Source organism: Streptomyces sp. NPDC127190 (assembly GCF_042672505.1).
Taxonomy (GTDB): Bacteria; Actinomycetota; Actinomycetes; order Streptomycetales; family Streptomycetaceae; genus Streptomyces.
Genome location: NZ_JBHXVE010000038.1, coordinates 34,337 through 35,924 on the forward strand (window position 1 = coordinate 34,337; position 1,588 = coordinate 35,924).

Annotated in this window: 1 protein-coding gene; it reads left to right on the top strand. The window is 71.9% G+C overall.

Going from position 1 to position 1,588, the window contains the following annotated elements; all coding sequences use genetic code 11:
• Positions 1-663 precede the first annotated feature (663 nt).
• Positions 664-1,179: a hypothetical protein gene (locus tag ACFVIU_RS35875; protein ID WP_385847749.1), complete on the top strand. Its 516-nt coding sequence runs from the start codon at positions 664-666 to the stop codon at positions 1,177-1,179.
• Positions 1,180-1,588 lie beyond the last annotated feature (409 nt).

Here is a 1,588-nt window from a genome sequence, read left to right on the forward strand (position 1 = left end):
GCTGGGTGTGTGTTTTTCGTGGTCCTCCTTCCGCCCCCGTCCCCCCCCCGCCCCACCGACAACTCACCGGTGGGCCCCGCCCGTCCGGGGCGGCCCCACTGGCGTGTGCGGCGGCCGGGAGGGATCGGGCTTATCGGACGCACCGCAGGGTACGTGAGTCATGCACCGGCCCCGCAGACTCGGCAGTGGAACCCTGCTCCTCCTGTCTGCGCGGCCGGTGCTCGTCCACCTGCTGGCGTGGGACTGCCAGGGCGCCCCGCCCGGCCGCCGCACGCCGTACGCCGCCAGGATCCGGGGTGCGGCAAGCGTTGCGCCTACTGTTGCAGGGACGGGCGGGATGGGCGGCGCGGCCGGGGATCAGGGCGCGCTCAGCCGGTTGCGCGTCGGCGAGGTCGCCGCGCCCGTGGCCGGTGCGGGTGCCGGCGGGCAGAGCAGCAGACGGCCTGCGGGGTCATCGCGGCCCAGCAGCACCGTCAGGGGCGCCGCAACGGGCTGGCGACGTCGCCGATGATGCCCGCGGTGGTGCTCTGGTGTCGGGCTGTTGAGTGGTTGATGCGTGAGGGGCAGTGCCGCGGCTATGCCTCATCGGTGAGTGTGGGGGGTGGGGCGTAGGGGGAAGGGAGCAGGGGCCGAGTGAGCTGACTGTCTATGCCGGGGGGCGTCATGGAGATCGCGGCGTTGGTGGTGTCGGTGGTGGCGTTGATGGTTTCAGGCGCTGTGTCCTTGCGGCAGTTGCGGCTGACGGAGCATGCCAACACGCTGCCGGTTTTGGTGGACCTCTTTCGGGAACATCGCAGCGTGCGATTGGCGCAGGCACGGCAGTTCGTCCACCAGGAACTGCCTGCTTGTGACCTGTCCGCTGGGCTGGCCGGTCTTCCGGAGGACGGGCGAGACCTGGTCCGCGAACTTGCTTGGTACTACGACAACTTGGGGGCCTTGGTCGCACACGGCGTGGTGGACATCGAGCCCGTGTCCGGATACCTGGGCGGGTCGGTGATCGCGGTGTGGGAACGCGTGGAGCCGCTGGTGGCGGTGGAACGGGCCAAGAGGGCGCAGAATGCCCTGCCGGACCCGAACAGGTGGCAGGAGTACTTTGAGAACCTCTACCACTTGGTCCGGGACATGCCTGCGGAGCGAGTCCGCGCGCAGACGCACCGGTGGCGGCTACCCCGTTCCTGACTCCGACGCGTCGGCCGCAATGGCGTCGGTCCGGAGACAGATCGGCCGTCGAGGGTGTTGCTCGCGCGTGACGGCTGCGCGGGCTGCCGGAGCTGGAGGACGGCCACAACCAGAAACCGGGGAAGCTCCGCGGCCTCCCATCAAGGGTCTGCCCACTGGGCGGCCCCGACCTTCCACCCGCAGACAAGGCGGGCTCGCGCGTGGGCTGCACCGGGCGCGAAGGCCAGGAGGGAGAGGAGGGTCGTGGGCGGGCCCACCACGTCTTGCCGGGTCTCGTTGCCCGGTGAGGTGGGCCGTCCGGCGTCCCGCGACGGGGCTGCACGCCCGCGGGGGGGGGGGCCCGGGCGCCGCGCTGCGGGGGGCCCGCCGCGCGGCGGGGGCGGGGCTGGGGGAAAACAAGACGAGACAC

Coding starts and splice junctions, on each gene's coding strand:
- ACFVIU_RS35875 (WP_385847749.1), top strand. CDS start 664: ATGGAGATCGCGGCGTTGGTGGTGTCGGTGGTGGCGTTGATGGTTTCA.